The following is a 19,877-nucleotide window of genomic DNA, read 5'->3' on the forward strand; positions in this document are numbered from 1 at the left end:
CGGGGGCTGGACGGATTCATGCCAAACAGAAAGGATGTCCGCAACCCGCGCAGCGAATTTATGCTGAAAGAATTCGAAGACATTGTATTGGGACAAATGCAGTTGCCGGACGGAAATAACTATGGCTTTGTATCCGAGCTAAATGATCTTNAAAAAGATATTCTTTTCATTCTGGACGTTCCACTTCATTACTATGATTACCAATACTTGGGCAACTCAAGCTGAATTAATGGTGGAGCAATCAATGACAATGAAGGGTGAAAAACGAAAAACGCACATTTTCAAAGAGCGAAATCCAAGTTCAAGAACACCGGTGATTTTTTTTCGTCCAAAGGCTGAATATTCATTGAACGTGGTTATGCCCGCAAAGACCACCGGTGTACCCGGGAAAAGATCCGTATGAAATTTCGTAACCAACTCCACTGCGGCATCATCCAGAGCAATGACCAGATCTATTTTTTTTCCCAGGTATTTTTCCTTAAAAAGATTCTTCATGCGAAGCTGGTCCGGTTTTTCTTTATTTTCACTGAGGGGGGAACAATTCAATAATTTAGATTTTGACCTAAAAATAGACTTTCAACATAAAATATCAAAATTTTTAAAAGGTTGCAAATATTTCATGTTTTGTTCAGTGCTGACGCATAAATAATTTTGATGCGTCAGCGCTGGGGAAAATCAAGGCGCGTTCGGGTTAATCCAAGGCCGAAAGCTCTATGATAAAGGGCTTTACAGGGATAGGTTCAATTCAGGTTGCCCGGATTTCGGCCCATATATTTTTTATGTAAGAACTTGCCGGCTCAAGCATATATTATTGCATAAAAAACGTCTTATTAGGGACTTAAAAAAAACAACTTACACTCAAACATAAGCTCAACCGTCTCGATATACCTAGGCAAACTGAAGGGAGAGATATGATGGCAGAGGTTAAGTTCAGGTATTGAGTGTTTGTCAAAAACCATAAGGAGGTAATCATGGAAAATGAAAAAGAGATCAAAGATATCGTGGAGCAGCAAAAGGAGGTAATCACGGAAAACGAGAAAGAAATCAATAGTGCAGCAGAGCAGCAAGTGGAGTGTTGTACTGAAAAGCCCCCTACTAAAATAAAAATTGAGCAAGAACGACTGCAGTTCCGCTCGCTGATCTTGAAAAATCCGAACTATTTCGGCAACCTTGAGATCAGTCCGTATAAGCCTGTTAAACTCATGCAAGGCATTACAACCTATGAAGAGCTGATCTGCACAGGACTGAATCCTCCGGCCAACCGCTTGGAGGCTGTGCTCCATGTGAAGCAGGCGTCCGGATATGGAGGCGACATATGTAGTCAAGGATCGTTTGAATATGTCAGGTTCTACGTCGACATTCATGACAACGGCATTTGGCACGACGCTGGACTGAGCAGCGTCCGGGTCTATAACATTCCCGGAGATAAGCCCTTGTGCTATGCAGTGAACAAAGACTTCACCCCCTTTAAGAAGCTTTGCAGCCAAGAAAACATTGTCAGGGTCAAAGCCATCCTTTCCTGGGACACGGCACCCCCGGCAAATCAACCCAACTGGACGCCGGTCTATGGGAATGTAATGAACATACAGGTCCAGATTCAGCCCAAGTACTCTTTCTACGTGAGCGACCTGAAAAAGGAATTTGTCGACCTTCAAGTCAAAATCCCTGACCCCATTGGCCCTGTCATCGCCGGACTGGATCAAACTCTGAAACTTGCACCCAGTTCACTGAAGACGCTCAGTCTTTCCGAGAAGAAAGCGCTTTATCTGGACAAAGGCGTACCGGTCCATCGGTTCGGTTTTGCAGAGGCGCATAAGTTAGTTACGACCAAGAAGGCCACTTCGGCGCTGATCACCTCTGGCGGGGACAGTCCATTGATTTCCCTTGGGCTTACCGTCAGTGAAATATCTGATCTTTTCGGTAAACTCCAGATCATTACAGACGGAGATACCAGCTATGAAGAACTCAGGTGCGTCGGTCTTCGTCCCCACAGCGATATGCTGGAAGCTGTATTTACTGTTAAAAGACCGTTCGGATATTCAGGAGGGTTATGCACTAAGGGGTCGACAGAATACGTGGCCTTCTGGATCGACTTCGATGATGGCAGCGGGTTTAACTATATGGGTACGACCAGCGTGCAGGTCCACGACCTCAAGACGATCCCTTCCGAAGATGTCCAATATGCCGTCTACCTCAAGAAGGATTTAGCGTCTTACCTCGTGCCGTGTGAAGCCGGCCCGAGAGTAGTGCGCCTGCGGGCAATCCTGTCATGGGAAACACCGCCCCCTCCTGGAAACCCCAACTATGTGCCAGTGTGGGGCAACCGTAAGGAATGCCGCGTACAGCTGAGACCCGGAGCACACGTAGCGCGCAGCCCGGTTATCGAGACGATCGGCGATCTCAGTGTGGATGATATCAATTCCACGACAGGGTTGGCAACGGGCGATGGGCAGATCGGCGTCTTCACGGTCAATGAGAGTCCTTTCGGAGGTGGCATCACCATTACCGGACGTATCGCTGGTTCGTTGCCGGATTCTTTTGGCAGCAGTGTATTGCCGCTGAAATACAGAATCCTGATTAAAAAAGACAATGGTATCGACATCTGGCATCCACTCACCAATACGATTGATGTTGATGTCACAAAATTCGTAAACGGAGTTCAGCTGGAAGAATCCCCGGGTGATACGGTATTCAATCTTAACCTTAATGCCACTGACGATGGTGATGGTCTTGGAGACGGCTGGTATGAGTACCTGGAAGATCACACCGCCCCTTCAACCCGCTTTTTATTGGTGGATAAACTTGCCCGATGGGGTACAGATTCTGTAATGGAAGGTGAGTGGGAGATCCGGATGGAGGCGAAAGATCCTAATGTCAATCCGCCTACGTTCTATCCCGGAACCCAGGTGATAAGGGTGCGCATTGACAACACGCTCCCGTCGGCAGTCCCTGCGGCAAACCCTGCCCTGCTCCCATACGCGCCAATTACCTTAACTATTACCAGCGCTACGTTTGAAGGCGTCCCTCTTCCCGTTGCCGATTGCGGCAAGTTCCCTGTCGGGACCATCCTGACCGGTATTTATGAGGCCTATGACGCCGGAACCAGCGATCCGGTCAACCAGCACTTTAGACACGTGAGCCTTGATGTCATCCCGGATGGTCCGGCCAATGGGGCCTTGGTCGAACTGTCCGGTGACGGAGGCACAACTTACACGTTCAACACGAGCCGCTCCTTCCCAATAGTGCCGACAACAGGCGAGTTGGGGTACTGGAGACTGGATACGACGGACATGGCCGCATGCGGATACGTCATTCGCATGAAGGCATACGACCGCACCAATTACAACAGCCGGGGTTATGTACGTCATGTTACCGCTGATATCGGGTTCTGTCTTGTGGAAGTGGATCCCAAGTTCGAAGAAAGTTGACCTGTTGATTCAGTATACCACTTCACAGGAAATTGGGTAAGACACGAATTGAAATAGCCTTGCCCAAAACCGCTTGAAAAGGGATGCGGCAGAAAACGCCGCGTCCCTCAAGCACCAAGATTAGCCGCACACTTAACCGTCTCAGAAATGAAAAACCCAACGATCCGGAATGAAAAACCCGGACATGATAAAGATGAATAAATGGAGGATTATGACATGGGAGTCAACATTTGTGATACACCAAACAACTTTGCGTTGCCGGACTACGTGTCCGGGAGCACGGTTTCTTTGTCCGACTACAGCGGCAAAGCGATTATTCTTTCATTTGTCTGCATTCGCTGCGGGTCGTGCCTGTCGTGGTTGCAGCATTTGCAAAACATCCATAGCGATTATGAAACAAATCCGAATGTGCAAACCATTGCCGTTATATACAACTACGCCGATGGTTCGCTCGGGACGCACAGCGGACCCGTTACAAGCGATTGGATCGCGGAACGTTTGACCGCTTATGGATTAACAATCACATTTCCGCTTCTCATGGACGGCGCATGGGCTTCATCGGTGGCCGCTCAGTACATGGCGGGGATGGTGGGACCCAGCGTCGGCTTCCCTCACTCATACATGATATCAAGAGAATTTGTCATCACCAACAAGTGGCATCGCCTGAGCACTTCAAACGGTCAGCCCGTGTGTTTTGACAGCAACGATCTTACCGACACGGAGTACTTTGTTCGTCACCGGTTGGAGGACCTCCAGAAGGATCGTACGGCTTGGGACACTGTTTTGGCGCTGGATTATTCCGGCAGCATGAACAACAATGTCACCATTCATGGTATAACCCAACCAAAGGTAGAATTTTTGAAGGAAGCCGCCGCAACATTATTGAAGGTCTGGAAAGATTATGCGCTCTGCAGCGACCGGGCAGGAGCGGTTTTTTTCAATTGCCATGCCGCCACGGGAAGCGCGCTATCAAGCGTGCTATCCGACGATCATATCGGCAATATGATATCAGACATTGAAACCCAGTCAGCCCAGGGCTGCACAGCCATGGGCGCCGGGGTGGCCACTGCACTGGATCTCATGGAGGGCAGCAGTAATCGCAAGTTTGTTGTGCTGTTCACCGATGGAATCCAAAACCGGAATCCGCTGGCTTATGTGGCCGAGATAAGTGAAGGAGGAGCCACCTGTTATGAACGGCACATCGACAATATCGGCTCGGCAGACTATCCTGACGGGGTCTGGATGTGTGCCTGCGATTCCGATGGCGGCCAGTCGGATTACGCCGGAAGCCTGCCGGTCAATCTTGAGATCGTCAATGCCAACATTCACGCCATCGGTATCGGAGCCGGCGCAGCCTCATCGAATATACTAAACCATATCGCTCTTGCCACTGCGGGGCAGTTTCGCATGGGTGTAGATATATGGCCAAACCTCAAAGAATTTTTCATCGAAACATTAGTGGAAATGTATCGGGGGAGCAGCTTGCAGGTGGTTCAAAAGGGGCAAGGGCTTTTTGCTAAGGACCAATATGAAGTGGTAAAAACCTTCAGGCTTAACCGGACGGCAGAAAAAATCACGGTTTTACTGAACTGGATTGATGCCGAGAATCCGCTTCAAATAACGCTTCGTAAGGATGGCGTATCCATAGACCTGAGCCACAAGGTGGAAGATGAGCCCACTTACCAAATTGCAACTTTGGCTTTCCCGCATTACCAAAAGACTCGCCCCCAACACCATAGTTTAGTTCAATGGCAAAGTCAGATCAAGTCGGCGACTATTCAGGCTGCCGTTGAAAATGATGCCCCCTTAAAAGCCCAATTGAACTTCCCCATGACGGTGCAAATGTTAGCCGGCAGCGAAGTGGTTACCCCAGAGGGAGAATGGGAACTGGTTATCCGCCGCCGTTTTGATCAAACTGACGTCGCACCGGCATATCATTACATGATTTTGGCCGATGAGAAGAGCCTGATGTTTGACCTGGAAATCCCCGATACAATTTATGAGGTGGGTCAACCGATTCCAATCGCCATCCGCTTGTCTGATAAATTAGGCAACCAAGTCAAGGTATTTTCGGTTCAAACAGAAGTCATCCGGCCCACGGTATCGATCACTGAGTTGTTAGCCGGAAAGAAGGTCAAAATGGATTCCGATGAGGATTCAGATAAAAATCTGGACCGAGATGATGTCATTGCAGCTCTAAAGAAGACTGCTCGCGATGTGATTAAGCTCCAACCTTTGCACAAAGGGCGAAAGGGGCGGCGGAAAGAAACCGAAGGCCGATTTCGCGCCTTTTATGAGAAGACTAAAGTTCCTGGACTATATCGACTCGAGTTCCGAATCAAGGGGGTCGGCAGCCAAACCGGGGTATTCGAACGGACTGAAAGCCGACACATCATCGTTGTGGACAAAAACAACCATACTCAGTCCGCTAAAAAGAAAAATTAACCAAAATCATTTTGACCTAAAAATAGACTTTCAACATAAAATATCTAAATTTTTAACAGGTTGCAAATATTTCATGTTTTGTTATGCCCTATAGAGCAGGTCTTTTGTCTCTAAACATTATGATTTCTGTCGAGAAGATGAGGGGGGTGCAGCCAGGGCGGCTACGGTGCCGGTAAAGTTTTTTTCCAGCCCTGTCATAAAGTCCTCCCATTCCAGGCCGGACCGGTAAAATGCCGTAGCTGCAAGTTGTTTGGTGATGATGGCGTCCCGGTATTCCTGCATGGAATCGGTATTCAGGATGTCTGTGATCCGCTTTTTGCCCATCAGTTTGACCAAGGTTTTGGGAATATAGGCCGCCAGGATTTTCCAGACCTGATTTTTTTGTTTTAATATGGTGTTGAGCCTGGCGCGAAATATCTCCTGGAGGGACAGGATCTCTTCTCCTGCCTTGTCCGATTGGGCAAAGAGTGGAATACCAGGATCTGCTTTACAACGGCGGATTAATATTTTTGTTTCCGCTGCTGCATGGGTTTCGACAAGATTTAGGATCTCCCAAATCAGAGCGCTGCACACTTTAAAATCCTCAAGTATGGCAGCTTCGTATTGGTCCCCGAGCAGGAACGCCGGGAGGACTTCGGCCATGACCGAGGAGAATACGCCGCCTTTGTTGGCAGTGGAATCCTTAATGTGGTGGATGCAGGTATTTGCCGCAATATGCCGCCGGGCGCTGTTGTCGAAAAAAAGGCCGGCGCCTTCCACGATGAATTCAAGTTCTTTGAAATTTTCCAGGAAGGATGTGACGGTCCTCCCGGTGACCCCCACTTTGAATCCGCCGCAAGGCAGGCAGGCCCGGATGCCGGCCCTGCGGATGAACGCTTTCATTTCCGGATTAAAGAGGAAGTCCCTGTGAAAGAGGGTGCTGTCTTCAACCATGGTGCCGTCGGGCAGAAAGGTGCGTGCGGCCGTGGCCGGTACCTTGAATCCCTCGGGGGACAGCTTGTCCGAAGGAAAAGCCAGCGCGCCGCCTCCGGTAACGATACGGGCGGCCAAGGCCAGTTTTTCCAATTCACAGGCATCCAATCCGGCCGGATCAAAGAGAAGAGCCTCATTGTCTATGGCCAGGCAAATCCGGCCCTGGTAACAGAGCAGTTCATTACCCCCCAGCCGGCCGCCAGGGCCGCCGATAACCATGAGGTTCAGATCTTTTTCCCGGGCGTTGTGGTGGTGGATCAAAGCACGGAAGGCCGCCATCATGGCCGTGGTGGTCATGCCCAGGGTTTTAATGTTCCCACTGATTTTTTCCCTAAGTTTTTCCAGATCCCGGGTGACCAGCCGGGATTTTCCGTTGACTTGCAGGTCGCTTAGGCCGTTCCCGGTCGGCAGCAGCCCGAACAATTTGCCGTTGTTCAGGAGACCATAATTATCAAGGGGGATGCCGCAGCCTTTTTCCGTGGCAATGGTTCGCCAGTGGGGATATCCCCGTTCCTTTGCCCTGAAGGCCACGGTATCCATAAGGCCTACCGTGCCCCGGTCCGGTTCGAAAAAGAGCATTTCAAGCCGGCCGTAATAATCCATGACATGTTCATTGGGGAGCGTGAGATCCAGGATGCCTTCGGTGAAATCCAGTACTGCATCCCTAGAATATTCACCGTAGACAGGGTGGGGAACAATCACGCCTGAGGCGCCGTCTTCGCAGATGTCCTTGTGCTTGAGCCGCCGGTCCCGGCCCAGGATAAAGCTGAGCAGGGCCGAATTTTCCATCTGCCTTTCATAAACCGCCGGACCGCTTGGTACCAGGCGCAAACCGCCCCGGGAAATGTCAGCGAAGCGCATGTGGATGCCTGTGGCATAGTGGCCGTTGATAAAGAAAATCCCGTAGACCAGCCGGTTGTATACCAGGGGGTCCAGGATACTGCTGTCCAGGCGGAAGCTGTAGGCCCGTTTGTCCGGGGTGTAAAAATTGGTCTTTTGGCAGTGGGTCACAAGTTTTGCCATGAACCAGAAGATCTGCAGGGCAGTGGGGTGTTCTTTGAGGCGGGTCCGGCACATCCTGTGAAACGTCTCAAGTTGTTCCGCCGGTTCCCATGCCGCTCCAAGGGAGGCCAGGTCCGGGTTGAATCTGTGGGCGAATAATTCATATAATGCTTTGAGCAGGCCGGGGTGGGCCGTGGCCGCGGCATTGATGGTTCGGGTGTCAAAGGCGAACCGGGCGGCCTTTTGAATCCGGTCGGCAAAGGCCTCTTCACAGGCCCTGTCATCCAGGCGGGACATGATGGCTTGATCGCTTTGGGCCGTGCTTTCCGAGAAGATGAAAATCCGGGTAAAATCAATGAGATTACCGGAAAAAAGCATTTCCTTGTAGGTCAATTTTCCTTCCACGTAGAGGGTCGTGACAGGGCCCACATTAAAAGCCAAAAAATCCTGAATGTCCCGGATCAGTTTTATCTCCCGGGTCCGTGAAATTTCACCCCGAAGATAGAGGGAACAGATGGACGAGGGCACATCGGTGCCGTCCCAATAAGGCTCCCAATAGGCCCGCATGAGGGTAAAGCCGTGGTCCTTGGCCAACTGTCGGAAGATGGGGATCTGGGGGGTGGCAAAATTCGAGTTGAACATGATCCGGGTTTCTGCGGTGGCCGGCAGATTGAAGACTTTCACCAAAGGCGTCACCGATGCCCTGTACTCCTTCAGGAAATTTTCATACCGCATACGGGTGGGCTCAGGAGTTGCGGTGTAATCTCCGGCAAGGTTGAAAAGAAATGCAGATGCCTTGAACTCTTGTTTGGTGAAATCGGTCACGGTTTCCGGCCGGAAAATATAGGTATAATATTCATTTTCCCGGCTGTAGTAGTATTCCCTGCGGTGGCCGGATATCATGGTTTCCATCAGCTTTTCCATGGCGTCCCGGGTGTCCCGGGTGGCGATGCGGACCCGCTGGACCTCACTGCCCTGCCCCAGGTCAAAATCAATGTGGGCCACCCGGCCCACCAGGACCACCCGGTCATCCTGGACGGCAATACTGGAAGTGATGGACGAGAGAATCTGTTTGAGGGAATCCTTGGTGATATTTTCAAAAAAATAGCTGGGAAGTCCCAGATCATTGAGCAGTATCCCTGCGGCCAGATTGATACAATGAGCCGTGATCAGTCCCTGGGCGGAAAGATCGATGACCGCTTCGTAGAGAATCCTGATATTGAGGTTGAGTGCGTCGGCACGGTCAATGATATGGGGGGACCGGCTGATATCGGACAGCAGGTTTGCCATGGTGTTTCTCCATGCGGGTTACAGGCTGGAAAGGTAAGAAGTCAGGTTTATTTTTTTATTGGTAATGCCTAGCTTTTTGCGGATGTGGTTTCTATAGGTCTCCACGCTGCGGTAGGAGAGGTTGAGCATCTTTCCAATCTCCTTGGAACTTAAACCCGTGCGGATCATATTGCAGATTTCGTTTTCCCTAGGGGTCAGGCGCTGGTGAAGTTGGGATATTTTTGTGCCGAATGAAGAGGTGAGCTGTGCAATATTTTCTTCCAGCAACAGCAGGTATTCCTTGTCCAGCTCCGATCCCCGATCTTCCATTTTTTTGACCAAGGGCAGCAGCAGATGCTCCACATTGGCCAGGACCCGTTCTTCCAGTTCAACTTTTTCCTCCCGCAATTGGCTCATCACTTCCCGCAGGGCAATATTTTTCTCCTTGAGCTGCTGGTTTTGCTCCTTGAGCTTGCGCCGGGATTCCCGCAATTCGGCTTCCGCCTGTTTCCGCTTGCTGGTCTGGCCGAGAAGCTCGGCCACGGCATTGATCAGCGACCGTTCTTCGGCCAGAAAGGGGCCCTCGTCCATGTCGGGCCGCTTTTCAAGGTAGCAAACCGTGAGGATGCCGATGGGTTCACCATAGGCAACGATTTTTGCCTGCTGTTTCCAGAAGGTGTTTTTGTAATTTTTTGTGCGGAAACTCTGGTCGTTGATAAGGAGTTGGGCGCATGTAATTTCCGGGTACTGCCATGAGGGGGGAATGAGATTCACCACCTGCTGGAATGTCTCTTCCAGGGAGAGTCCGGCCTGCTCCAAAATTTTGGAGATCCCGTACAGACAGTTAATTTCCTTCATACGTTCCTGGAGATTGTGGGCCTGCTGCTTGAAGATCAGCTCCATGCGCCGGTGGTCCTGCTCCAGTTGTTCCAGCTCCCGGTTGCGGCGGACCAGGGCGTCGATGTCCGGCTGCTCCACGATATGATTCATTTCCCTCCCAACTTTTCCAGCCGCCCGGATACACACAGGCGGCTGATTCCGATATGGTCTGGATATACCAGGAATTTAAGGGCTATACAAGACCCTGATCCAGCATGGCGTCCACCACCTTGGTAAACCCGGCAATGTTGGCCCCGGCCACGTAGTTTCCTTTCTCGCCGTATTCGGCACAGGCGTCCACGCAGGCTGTATGGATGGATTTCATAATGCCGTGCAGCCGCCCGTCCACCTTTTCCCGGGACCAGGCCCGGCGTACGGCGTTCTGGGACATCTCCAGACCGGATACGGCCACCCCGCCGGCATTGGCCGCCTTGCCCGGGGCGTAGAGGATTTTGTGGTCCACAAAGAGGTCAACGGCTTCCGGGGTGGAAGGCATATTAGCCCCTTCTGATACTAAAAAGACGCCGTTTTCAATGAGGTTAGCCGCATCTTTGCCGTTGATTTCGTTCTGGGTGGCGGAAGGGAAGGCGCAGTCGGCCTCAATGGTCCACAAGGGATTGTAATCCAGGGTGGCATCTGTTTCGGTGTATACGGCTTCTGGATATTTTTCAACATATTCCTTGATACGGCCCCGCCTGATCTCTTTCAACTCCATGACCCAGGCCAATTTTTCCCGGTCAATGCCTGTTTCGTCGTAGATAAACCCGGTGGAGTCCGACAGGGTGACGACCTTGCCCCCCAGATCCAAAATTTTTTCCACGGTATACTGGGCCACGTTGCCTGAACCGGAAACCAGGCAAATTTTGTCTTCCATGCTGCCATTGCGGGTGGCCAGCATTTCAGCGGCAAAATATACACAACCGTAGCCCGTGGCTTCCGGGCGGATAAGGCTGCCCCCCCAGTCCAGGCCCTTGCCCGTAAGCACCGGGGCGAATTCATTGGTCAGTCGTTTGTACTGTCCGAAAAGATAACCGATTTCCCTGCCGCCTACGCCGATGTCCCCGGCGGGTACGTCGGTGTTGGGGCCGATGTGGCGGTAAAGTTCGGACATGAAAGACTGACAGAAGCGCATGACTTCATTGTCGGATTTTCCTTTGGGGTCAAAGTCGGACCCGCCCTTGCCGCCGCCCATGGGCAAGGTGGTCAGGGCGTTTTTAAATACCTGCTCAAATGCCAGAAATTTGAGTATGGACAAATTCACCGACGGGTGGAAACGCAGCCCGCCTTTATATGGACCAATGGCAGAACTCATTCCGATACGGTACCCCCGGTTAACCTGGACGGTTCCCGTGTCGTCCATCCAGGGCACCCGGAACATGACGACCCGTTCAGGCTCTGCCAGGCGCTCCAGAATTTTGGCTTTGCGATATTCGAGGTTGCGGTCCAGCACGGGCTGCACCGTTTCGATCACTTCCCGGACGGCCTGGTGAAATTCTTTCTGATCAGGGTCTTTGGCTATGATTTTATTCAGTTCTTCTGACATGATCTACCTTTCTTTTGGGGTATAAGTATTGTAAATGGGGTTGATGAGATCCAATTATCAGGCAGCACCCATAAAAATATCCGATGCCGGGGAACTCATTCATCCTGTATGTGATTATCTGGGTTTCGAAGCGTTCATGATGACACTGCGGGAATGCTTTCCATCGACTTTAATAAGTAAAGGGTGTTTCAGGCGCATGTGGCGGATGAAGCCCTCATCCCGAACCGCATGGCAGCCGGCCAGGTTTTCCAGGTCGATGCGGTCACAAGCCTCAGGATTCACGGTGATATAGGGCACCCCCTGGGCAGTGATGGTGTTGAAAAAATGGGAACCCCCGGAGGCATCGGCATGAATGGTGCCGTCCCGGATTTCCACGATGGCACCGGCACCGGAAATTTGCTGCCAGTCAACAGGGATGCCCAGCCAGGGATCCGAAGACCCCCACCGGCCCGGGCCGGCCAACAGAAACCGGCGGTTGGTTTTTGTCAGTTCTGCATTGATGCGGCTAATCTGCTGCGCCATATCCCTGGTTTTACACCCCTCAAAGGTGTCCGGGTTGACATAGACAATGTCCCGGATGGTATCCAGGGTGCAGTTTCCCAGCGCCGAGGTGGAGACGCAGACGGCTTCGTCAAGATCTTCTTTGGTGATCAGGCTGCTGTCCCGCGGACTGGACATGGACCGGACCTGGAGCAGAGAAATTTTCCAAGGTTGACCTGATTTGTCAGGCAAATCGGCAGCAAACTCCAGCTCTATGGGACCACCGGCATCATCTGCCAAAGCCGTCATAAGATCGTTTACCAGGGCGGTGAGGGGCGGTGCTCCGTATTTTAGAACCTGGGCAAAGGTGATAATTTTTGGGCCTTTGCAGTACCAGGTATCCCGGATCCGGTCTTCGGCGGGCATATAGGTGGCGGCCAAGGCCTTGACCGGCGGTTCATTTAAGGCCTGGGACAGATCCCGGCGCGCCAGGTTGGAACAAATGCCGAAGCACAGGGAATCCGGGTAGTCTGCCATTCTCAGGGCATAAAACCGGTTTTGTGTTTTTTCCAAAAAATCCCGGGTGCCGGAGAATTGAGGCGTGGCCTGGGGATGTTTGGGGAAAACTCTGAAACTCTGCTCCCCTTGGGCCAGGGTATGACCTAAACCCAGTGCCAGGTTCAAGACCCCCTCATCGGTTTTAGCGTTGGCCCCAGGGTAAAAGTTCAGGGAATGCGCCGTGCCCGATATGGCCGGGTAGAAAAAGTCTTTGTGCCGGCTGCCGGCAACTTCCTGGATCATAACGGCCATGCTGTCCTTAAATGGAGGTGCCGTTGTACTGCGCACAAAGGCCCGGGCCTTTTTATAGTATGCAGAGGCATAGACCAGCTTGACTGCGGTGGCAAGATGGGACAACCGGAGGTCGGGGTCGGCATGGTTATTGGGGATCATATAGGTTTTGTACAATCCGGCGCAAGGATGGGCAGCGGCATCTTCCAAAAGACTGGAAGAGCGCACGGCCAAGGGGGCAAAGGTTGCGGCCAGATAGGTTTTCAAATGCCGAAGGGCCTCCCGGGGCAAAGGGGCGTCGATGAATGCCTGGACCAATTCCGTCAAAGGACGGCCGGTAAGTTTGTCCAGGTCGTTCTCCCGGACAAAATCGTCAAAGATGTCAGTGCAGAGGACCAGGGTGTCAGGGATACTGACGGCCATTTCCGGATACGCAGTTCCAAGGTCGGGGCGGCGGTTAAGGGTCTGGGCCAGGAATGCCAGCCCCCTGGCTTTACCACCGATAGATCCGTTACCGATTCTGGTAAACCCGGCAGAGCTTGTTTGAACAGGATACCGGTCTTTCGGACATGTTTTTCGCCCCCGGGCCGGGCGGTCCGGTGCCAGACTGCGGAAAAATGTATGAAAATCCCGGGCCGGCTGGTCGGCATTTTTATCCAGAAATGGGGCTGGTATGCCTTGGGCCATTATTTTGTTTGCTTTTTCAGCGCTCATGAGCATGATGGGGAGACCGGGCATTTCCCTGTGAATGGTTGACAGAATGTCAATGCCGGCCCGAGGGGCCTCTTTTCCCTGCCAGGGAAGCCGGGTATCGGAAAGGACACAGTCAAGGTGTTTACCCAATTCACGGAACCGCGCCATGGCTGCTTCATGGGATCCGGCCAGAACAAGCCTGGGCGGCCTGCCACCGGGGAAGGCCGCATCTATTCCTTTGTATATTTCAGGAAGGAAGAATGACGTGTATTCAAGGCTGTCTTCCACCAGGAGAACTGCACGGCGGGTGGTATCGCTGCAAATTTGGTCCTCAATAAAGCGGACCATGGCATGGAAGAGTTCAGGTTTTCCGGACCAGATAAACATGTGATCCGCATTTTGTTCCCAAAGCCGGGTTTTGAAATGGCCCGGCGGCACCAGAAAGATTACCTGCAGGCCGGGACAAAGGGTCTTAAGATGCTGCACCGTCGTCCCTGTTCCATCATCCAGGGCCCCCATTTCAATAAAAACGAGAGCAAAAGCCGCCTTGCGAAGCAGGGTGGCAGCCTCTTTCATGGAAACAGCGTAGGTAATCTCCCAGGGGAACGGGTAGATATCCGCTTTAAGTCCCGGCAGATGGTAAGGGTCGCAAACATAGAGGATATTCCTGATCTGAAAACCGGGGGGCTGTGAATTTTCAAATCCGGTTTTTATTTTTTGGGTATTTTTATCCATTTCGTATCCGTTTGGGCCCATTTAAAAGTGTTAACCACGATAGAAATGCGATGTTTTGCATTTGGTTTATGGTGAACATCTTTATTTGAATATTAAAAAGAAAACAACGCGATAAAAATAAGGCTAAAATGCGTATAAAATTATAGTTGTTCAAGGATTTTACAGGCAAATAAAATCGGTATAAAAGCTTGCTGAATGGCGATTTGGGTGAATGCAAGCGACCTTGAGTGACGCCGGTATAAAGCTGATTTTCCCAGGTGCCTTGACAAAAATAGTGTACCCTGTCTTAAAATATTCTAATTAATAGTAATCCAAGGACCATGATAATAAGGTGGCCTTAAAGAATTGAATGAAAGGTTTGCCATGCCCAGGTTTTTCATAAAATCAGAAAAAAAAGCCGGATCCCCACCTGGCCTGCAGATTGATGCCCGGGCTCCGTCGGGCACAGCATCAGATATCTGTGTTTTAACCTATTCTAAAGATTGCCTCGAAACATACCACCCTCCGGACATTGACGCAGCCCTGCCTTTGATTCAGAAAGAAAAGACCGCATGGATTCAGGTAACCGGCACGAATGATCATTTTGCCTTTTCACGGATGGGTGAGTTATTCAATATCCATACCCTGACCCTGGAGGATATGGTTAACCCGGCACACCCCCCCAAATTTGAAGATTTTGACACCTATTATTATGTCACACTCAAACAACTGGCCTTTGATCCTGAGAACCATGAGATATCAGAGACCCAGGTCAGTATGGCCGTCATGGAGAATCTGGTGATTTTTGTCCAGGACAAACCGTCCCCCTGCCTTAAAGCCGTAGAGAAAAGACTTCAGGCCGGAAGAGGAAAAATACGCACCGCCGGCCCCGGTTATCTGGCGTATGCCCTGATTGATGCCGTGGTTGATCATTCCCTTGATGTGATTGGGCAGATTGCCTCAGCTGTGGAATCTGTTGAACGTGACATGCTCGAAGATTTAGAACCCGGCCACCTTGAGCAGATACACCGGCTGAAACGTGAGGTCATCTTTTTCAATAAGCAGCTCCGGCCTGTGCGCGGGGCAATTCTTGGTTTGATAAAATCCGAATCCCCGTTTGTTCCGGACGCCGTCATCCGTTTTTATGCGGATATTCTGGATCATGTCAACCACATTCTGGACTCGGTGACTTCGATTCAAGAACTCTTGTCTAGCATGCTTGATTTTTATATGTCGTCCCAGGGCAACCGTATGAATGAGGTCATGGCCACCCTGACCATTATCTCTACTATCTTTATCCCCTTAAGTTTTCTTGCCGGAATTTATGGCATGAACTTTAAATTTATGCCTGAACTTGAGTGGCAGTGGGGATATTTCGTTTTACTGGGGGGCATGGCGGTGATCAGCGGTGCAATGGTTGTATTTTTTAAAAAGAAAGGGTGGTTTTAAAAACCATGGCAAAAAAAAATCCTGTTCCTATAAAAAAATTACACGTTCAACGTCTTTTTAGATTGTTTGTGATCCTGTTTGCCGGATTGACTCTTTTCAGTGGATTTCCTTCTGCTCTTGCCGAACCCGAACAGAACTCGACATCCCAGTTGATTGATGAACTGGGCACGATCCTTGAAAAATCGTTGAATACCGAGCTCAGCGACCTTGAAAAATATAAAACCCGCATGGCAAGCGAAGAGAAGGACCAAATCTACCTGACGGCAGCATATAACGGGTACCGGGTCCAGTTATCCTCTTTCTGGAATTTGCTGCTGTCCGAGGATGCTGGTATTACCCAGCTCCAGAAAAGCAGGGCTGAACTGAAAACCGTTATGGCTGACGCCCAGAAGATATTTCAGGGACTGATTCCGGAGGCAGAGGACCTGAAAAAGGAACTCGGCCATCTGGAAAATCAGAAGCTGCTTGTTGACAAACAACTGGCGGAACTTTCCGGCGTTAAAGAAAGCTCTCCTGCCGGTGACAAGAACAAAAACCGGGCCATTGAAAAGATGGCAACCCGCCTGGTAAAAGTGCTTAAGGAAAAAGAGGATCTGGTGTCCCGGCTAGACAAGATATACAAGGACCGTCTGGACAAGCAGGCGGAAATAAAGAAAACCTATACAACTCTGGAGGCACAGTTTGAAAAAATCATTGAGCAGAAAAATGCAAAAGGGTTGTTTGAGAGAACCAAAAAGGACGCGCGGTTTGGTGCCCTTAATTCCCTTCAGCAGGAACTCAACTCCCTGATCGAACTTATCTATATCGTTTCTAATCCCCAGTTCTGGATATCGAACATTGAAAAATTGTGGCAGGATGCACAGCTTTTGGCAGTATCATTTTTCTTTGTACTGGCTGTTGTGCTTGTCATTTTGAGGCGGCTCAGAAAAGAGGCGTTGGGTTTAAAGACTCTGCCTGTTGTGCAAAAGTTAGGTGCCTGGCATCAGATGGCCTCGGATCTGCTGACCATATCCATTATACCGGCTGGGATGGCATTGACAATTTTTCTGTACAGCCGTCTGAACCGAATGTCTTTGGTGTCCAAAATTTTTTGGGAGGCCGCCTTGGCGATAATGATTCTGCTTGCATGCAGGTGGATTTGCCGGTCTTTGAAAACGGTTTTTGTTGATGCCGTGGGCGGGGAATCCAATGCCCGGCATCTGATCCGTTTCACCCGGGCTGTGGCTGTTTTTATTCTCGCCTATGGTGCGTTGCACGACACGTTGGGGCAAAGTTCGGGGCTGCTGATCCTGCTGCGCATGACAGGTGCGGTTATCATGGTTATCTGGACCCTGAGAATCTGGCGGGATGTCAATTTTTATATGCTTCAGCCCCCGGGGGAAAACCATCAGGATAGAAATCAGCTGATTCGGCTTTTGACTACTAAATATGTGATGCTTCTGATTTCCGGCGTTTCACTCATGCTGGACATGACTGGTTATGAGCTGCTTGCCTCCCACTGGGTCCTTTCTTGGATTAAAAGTCTTGTGGCTTTTTTTTGGTGGGGAATTTTTTATCATCTGCTCCAGGAATGGGATCTCTATTACAGGGAGCAAAGCCATACCAGGACCGAAGCGTTTGTTTATGACGATTATCCTGTCCAGTGGCTGATTATCCGGGCCGGACAGTTCTGCTGGATGGTTACCCTTTCAATTCTTCTGCTGCTGATCTGGGGTGATCCCCAGACCGTGCTGGGGCATCTGTATCAGGTTCTGGCGATCCCTTTGAGCATCGGCAGCATGCAGTTCAGCTTTTTAGGGGCGATTTTTGCCGGACTTGTACTTATTTTCACCTCTGCTCTGGTACGGATATGGAAATGGCTGTTCCAGAAAAAATTCTTAAGCCGTTCAGGCATGGCCCAAGGCCTGCAGGAATCGATCACCACCATCTCTGCCTATATCATTTGGGCCATAGGGCTGCTCATCGCCCTGCATGTCTTTGGGCTGAACACGGCCTCCCTGGCCGTTGCTTTTGGCGCCCTGGGCATTGGTATCGGATTTGGCCTTCAAAATATTGTCAATAATTTTATATCCGGCATTATCCTTCTGTTTGAGCGGCCCATCCAGGTGGGGGATGATGTGGAGGTCAACGGCATCTGGGCCAGGGTAAGAAAAATAAATGTCCGGTCCACAGTGGTGCAGACCTATGACAATGCCTCTCTGATTATTCCCAATGCCGATCTTATCAGCAATCAGGTGACCAATTGGAGTTTCAAGGACAAACGAATCCGCCGCAAAATCAGCGTCGGTGTGGCATATGGATCCGACATAGAACTTGTGAGAACGATTTTACTGCAGATTGCTGCGGACGCGGCCAATGTCCTTCGCTACCCCAGACCGGACGTAATTTTTACGGATTTTGGCGACAGCGCACTGGTTTTTGTGCTGCGGCTTTGGACAGATATAGATCATATGCTGGAGGTGGATACGGATGTCAGATTCAGGATCGATAAAAATTTCCGGGAAAACAACATAGAGATCAGCTTTCCCCAGCGGGATATTCATATTCGGTCCATTGAAGGGGCTGAGCGGTTTTTTCCTGCCAAAGACCCGGAACCACAAAGCCCGGAACAAGAGAACGCGTCTGATGATTGAAATTAATGTAGACCTGTTCACCACCCTTTTCAGATACTATCCAAAGGGCTCGGGTTCCCTTAAGGTGGAAAAGGGCACAACGGCGGGTGGTCTGATCCGTAAGCTGGGGATTCCTGATGGGGCTGTCAGTCTGATCTTCATCAACGGCAAAAGAGCAATGCCTGACCAGGAACTTGCGGAAAATGATAAGGTCGGGCTATTTCCGCTGGTTGCCGGGGGATGATTTTACAGGAAACTATAGACAAGATACAAGTGGACGAAGCGCCTGCGGCGCCCATTTTAGCCCGAGCTCCAGGTTAAGTTGCTTCGGACTCATTCCTAAAGAACCGGTTTTCCAGGAAAGGAAAACCGGTTCTTTAAGCGAAAAGATTTTAAGCGTAAAAAGAAGTTGCTGGGCTATCAGAGTTTTTCAAATACGGCTGCGGCACCCATGCCGCCGCCGACACACATGGAGACAATACCATATTTGCCGCCGACTTCCTTGAGGTTGGCAATGCATGTGGCGGTCAGTTTGGCACCGGTACATCCCAAAGGATGGCCCAAGGCGATGGCACCGCCGTGAATGTTGATTTTATCCATGTATTTTTCAAGGCCAAGTTCCCGGATGCAATGCAACGCCTGGGAGGCAAAGGCTTCATTGATTTCATAGATGTCGATGTCGTCAATGGTCATTCCCACCTGTTTAAGCACTTTGGGGATGGCATATTTGGGGCCTACACCCATTTCATCTGCCTTGCAACCCACAGTGGTATACCCAATCAGCCTGGCAATGGGGGCCAGGCCGAGTTCGTCACACTTTTCCCTGGACGCGACGATGGTGGCCGCTGCCCCGTCCGTGGTCTGGGAGGAATTACCGGCAGTAACGGAACCGTTCACCTTGAACACCGCGCCTAGTTTGGCCAGCCCTTCGGGTGTGGAGGCCCGGATGCCGTCGTCATGTTTGACAACAAAGAACTCTTTTTTATAGGTACCGTCAGGCTGTACAATATATTTATAGGCCGGGGTGGGGATAATTTCAGTAAATTTCCCGCCATCCCTGGCGGCCATAGCCTTGGACTGGGACTGGGCGGCAAAGACGTCCTGATCTTCCCTGGACACGTTGTAGCGCTCGGCCACATTTTCAGCGGTGATTCCCATGGATACATACATTTCAGGGTTGGTTTTTGAATATTCCGGATGGGGCCGGGGAACGTGTCCGCCCATGGGTACAAAGGTCATGGACTCGCAGCCGGCACCAATACAGATTTCCGACCAGCCCGCTGATACCCGCACAGAGGCCAGGGCAATGGCTTCAAGACCGGATGCGCAGAACCGGTTCACCGTGGCACCGGAAACCTCGTCCGGGAAGCCTGCCATTTTAGCCGCGATCCGGCCCAGGTTCAGGCCCTGTTCCGCTTCGGGGAAAGCGCAGCCCAGCATGACATCTTCAATGTCTTCGGGCTTCAAATTGGCGGTTCGTTCAACCGCTTCCTTCATGATAAAGGAAATCAACTCTTCGGGACGGGTCTGGCTGAATAACCCTTTTTTTTGCTTGCAGCCCGGGGTCCGTACTGATTGTACTATATATGCATCTTTCATTTG

Annotated in this window: 11 protein-coding genes; 5 read left to right on the forward strand and 6 right to left on the reverse strand. The window is 50.8% G+C overall.

Features of this window, described 5'->3' with window-relative positions; all coding sequences use genetic code 11:
• Positions 1–216 precede the first annotated feature (216 nt).
• Positions 217–546, reverse strand: coding sequence for a hypothetical protein (locus B147_RS0119845; protein WP_020588954.1), 330 nt, complete (start codon positions 544–546; stop codon positions 217–219).
• Positions 547–971: 425 nt separating this feature from the next.
• Between B147_RS0119845 and B147_RS0119850 the strand changes: the two genes are divergently transcribed.
• Positions 972–3,428: a hypothetical protein gene (locus B147_RS0119850; protein WP_020588955.1), complete on the forward strand. Its 2,457-nt coding sequence runs from the start codon at positions 972–974 to the stop codon at positions 3,426–3,428.
• A 201-nt stretch (positions 3,429–3,629) separates the two neighbouring features.
• Complete coding sequence (locus B147_RS0119855) at positions 3,630–5,873, forward strand: redoxin domain-containing protein (RefSeq protein ID WP_020588956.1); 2,244 nt, start codon at positions 3,630–3,632, stop codon at positions 5,871–5,873.
• 117 nt (positions 5,874–5,990) lie between these two features.
• On the opposite strand, the gene B147_RS0119860 is transcribed toward B147_RS0119855, so the two are convergent.
• The 4 genes from B147_RS0119860 to B147_RS0119875 all read right to left on the reverse strand — a co-directional run bounded on the left by B147_RS0119860 (position 5,991) and on the right by B147_RS0119875 (position 14,235).
• The gene (locus B147_RS0119860; RefSeq protein WP_020588957.1) at positions 5,991–9,137 is read right to left on the reverse strand and encodes an NAD-glutamate dehydrogenase; all 3,147 of its coding nucleotides are present in this window, start codon (positions 9,135–9,137) and stop codon (positions 5,991–5,993) included.
• Positions 9,138–9,155: 18 nt separating this feature from the next.
• A complete protein-coding gene (locus B147_RS0119865; protein ID WP_020588958.1) occupies positions 9,156–10,106 on the reverse strand; it encodes a helix-turn-helix transcriptional regulator in 951 nt (316 codons plus the stop codon).
• A gap of 82 nt (positions 10,107–10,188) precedes the next feature.
• Positions 10,189–11,538 carry an NADP-specific glutamate dehydrogenase gene (gene gdhA, locus B147_RS0119870; RefSeq protein ID WP_020588959.1) on the reverse strand — a complete coding sequence of 450 codons (1,350 nt, stop codon included), beginning with the start codon at positions 11,536–11,538 and terminating at the stop codon, positions 10,189–10,191.
• Between the two features lie 114 nt (positions 11,539–11,652).
• A complete protein-coding gene (locus B147_RS0119875; RefSeq protein ID WP_020588960.1) occupies positions 11,653–14,235 on the reverse strand; it encodes a PEP/pyruvate-binding domain-containing protein in 2,583 nt (860 codons plus the stop codon).
• Positions 14,236–14,580: 345 nt separating this feature from the next.
• Here B147_RS0119875 and corA point away from each other — a divergent pair, with 345 nt between their 5' ends.
• The 3 genes from corA to B147_RS0119890 are packed head-to-tail and all read left to right on the forward strand — an operon-like array spanning position 14,581 to position 18,519.
• Entirely contained in the window at positions 14,581–15,663 is a 1,083-nt protein-coding gene (gene corA, locus B147_RS0119880) for a magnesium/cobalt transporter CorA (protein WP_020588961.1), read from the forward strand.
• A 5-nt stretch (positions 15,664–15,668) separates the two neighbouring features.
• Entirely contained in the window at positions 15,669–18,296 is a 2,628-nt protein-coding gene (locus B147_RS0119885; RefSeq protein WP_033397677.1) for a mechanosensitive ion channel domain-containing protein, read from the forward strand.
• Positions 18,289–18,519: a MoaD/ThiS family protein gene (locus B147_RS0119890; RefSeq protein WP_020588963.1), complete on the forward strand. Its 231-nt coding sequence runs from the start codon at positions 18,289–18,291 to the stop codon at positions 18,517–18,519. The genes B147_RS0119885 and B147_RS0119890 overlap by 8 nt, the downstream gene beginning before the upstream one ends.
• 176 nt (positions 18,520–18,695) lie before the next feature.
• On the opposite strand, the gene B147_RS0119895 is transcribed toward B147_RS0119890, so the two are convergent.
• Positions 18,696–19,874 carry a thiolase family protein gene (locus tag B147_RS0119895; protein WP_020588964.1) on the reverse strand — a complete coding sequence of 393 codons (1,179 nt, stop codon included), beginning with the start codon at positions 19,872–19,874 and terminating at the stop codon, positions 18,696–18,698.
• Positions 19,875–19,877 lie beyond the last annotated feature (3 nt).

Source organism: Desulfobacter curvatus DSM 3379, assembly GCF_000373985.1.
Taxonomy (GTDB): Bacteria; Desulfobacterota; Desulfobacteria; order Desulfobacterales; family Desulfobacteraceae; genus Desulfobacter; species Desulfobacter curvatus.